We start from the raw sequence: 2,042 nt of genomic DNA on the forward strand, positions 1-2,042 counted from the left end.
CGCACCGCGCGCAGCACGCGCTCCACCACCGGCAGCCGTCCACGGAGGCCAGGCAGCAGCACCGCGCGGCGATGCCCGGCAGGCACGGCGCGGAGAGCGGCGGGGTGACGAGCGCGCCGTCGAGCTGCACGAAGAGGTTGGCGGTGGGCAGCTCGCAGACCTCCTCCGCCTCGTTGGCGAGCACGGGCAGGCGCGGCAGGAGCGCGTGCTGGCGGAAGTACGCGAGCCCCTTGTGGTTCACCGTGCGCTCCGCGCGCCGGTAGGCCCCGGCCTCCACGCTGTCCAGCTCCCGGCCCTCCCGGTGTTGCGCTTCCAGGTCCGCGGCGAAGGGACGGAAGGTGCACAGCACGTGGCCGTCGCTCACCGCGAGCTTGCCCACGCCGGTGAAGCGGGGCCCCAGGGCCGCGTCCGCCGTAAGGCAGCGGCGCAGGGACTCGCGCACGGCGTCCTCCTGGAGGAGCGCGGGCGCCGGGGCGCGCACGGCGGCGGGGAACGCGTCGAGGCTTCCGCGCACGCGGGCCAGGTGCCTCGCGAGGAACCGGGGCTGGCCCGCGTCCATGCGGAACGTGGTGAAGAAGCCCGCGCCGAAGAAGAAGCCCTGGGCGAAGTCCTGGAGGCGCAGGTCCTCCCAGCGCTGCACGACGCCATCGACGGAGACGGTTGAGGACATGTTCACCCCTGGGCGACGGCCGGCAGGTAGCGCTCGAGCGGCTCCATGGCGGCGCTCCGGAGGCGCAGCTTCACGCGCTCGGGGCCCACCGTGAAGGCGTCCCAGTGGAGGAAGAAGCGCCGCTCGCGGACGCGGTCATGGACGTCCGCCCAGGGGATGCACAGCGGCGGGTGGCCCATGCGGAAGGGGAAGAGGACCGCGAGGTAGAGCCCGCGCTCATCCCCGCCCACGGTGAGACAGCTCCGGTACTCCACCCAGCCCATGTGGCCGGAGACCCAGCGCCTGCACGGAAAGCCGCCGCCCCTGTCCAGGCGGTAGTCCCGCGCGAGCCGGCTCCAGCCGCCCATCCGGGAGAGGAGGAACGAGACGAGCACGAACATCACCGGGAGCAGCACCAGGGGAAACCACGGCGCCAGGCTGGAGGCGGGATGCGCGGGCATGGCGCCAGTGTAGATCCGCGCGCGGCGTTCCGTTGAGCGCCGTCAGGGACGGGCCTCCCCGCCACCCTGCCGGAGGTCCGGGGAGGTCTCCGGGAGGCCCGGCAGCGTGAAGAAGAACGCGGCGCCGTGGCCCGGCGGGCTCTCCACCCAGACGCGGCCGCCGTGCGCCTCCACCAGCCCCTTGACGATGGCGAGCCCCAGCCCGGCGCCCGCCTTGCGCGCGTGGATGGCCTGCCAGAAGCGGTCGAACACGTGGGGCAGCGCCGCCGCGTCGATGCCTGGCCCCGAGTCCTCCACGCGGAAGCACACGTGCTCACCGCGGCGCACCGCCTTCAGGAGGATGCGGCCTCCGGGCGGGGTGAAGTGGATGGCGTTGCCCAACAGGTTCTGGAAGACGCGCACCACGAGCGCCCGGTCCGCGCGCACCTTGGGGAGGTCCGGCTCGAAGGCCACCTCGAGGCGCAGCCCCTTGTCCGCCGCCAGCAGCTCGTTCAGGGCCTGCACCTGGGTGAGCAGCCGGGGCACGTCCAGCGGCTCCACGTCCAGCACCGCGCGTCCCGACTCCACCCGCGCCACCTCCAGCAGGTCGTCGATGAGCCGGTCCATGTTGCCCACCACGCCGCGGAGCTTCCGCAGCGCCTCCGCGGCCTCCACCCCCTCCTCCCGGGCCAGGCGCTTCTCCGCGCGAAGCGACAGCAGGGAGATGGTGTTCAGCGGCGCGCGCAGGTCGTGGGAGACGATGCCCAGCGTCTCGTCGCGCGCGGCGACGGCCTGCCGGGCGGTGCGGTACAGCCGCGCGTTCTCCAGCGCCAGCGCGGTCCGCCGCGCCAGCTCGCTCACCAGGGGCAGGCTCTCCGTCCCGTAGCGCAGGCCCGAGCGCGTGGACACCAGCAGCAGCACCCCATGGAATGTCCTGGAGGGCCAGCGGCGCG

3 protein-coding genes are annotated in these 2,042 nt (G+C 74.0%); all 3 read right to left on the minus strand.

The window, feature by feature from the left end:
• On the minus strand, positions 1 to 670 hold a 670-nt coding region (locus tag ACLEQD_RS42080; protein ID WP_410391568.1), incomplete at its 3' end, for an aminotransferase class IV.
• A gap of 2 nt (positions 671 to 672) precedes the next feature.
• Entirely contained in the window at positions 673 to 1,110 is a 438-nt protein-coding gene (locus tag ACLEQD_RS42085; protein ID WP_410391570.1) for a hypothetical protein, read from the minus strand.
• Positions 1,111 to 1,152: 42 nt separating this feature from the next.
• Positions 1,153 to 2,042, minus strand: an 890-nt coding sequence (locus tag ACLEQD_RS42090) for a sensor histidine kinase (protein ID WP_410391572.1), incomplete at its 5' end; no start/stop codon positions are given.

Origin of the sequence: Corallococcus sp. 4LFB, assembly GCF_046520365.1 — a bacterium.
In the GTDB taxonomy this organism is placed as follows: Bacteria; Myxococcota; Myxococcia; order Myxococcales; family Myxococcaceae; genus Corallococcus; species Corallococcus caeni.

What these genes read in the sequence shown, in the direction of transcription:
- ACLEQD_RS42085 (WP_410391570.1), bottom strand. Translation starts at nt 1,110, where the DNA reads ATGCCCGCGCATCCCGCCTCCAGCCTGGCGCCGTGGTTTCCCCTGGTG.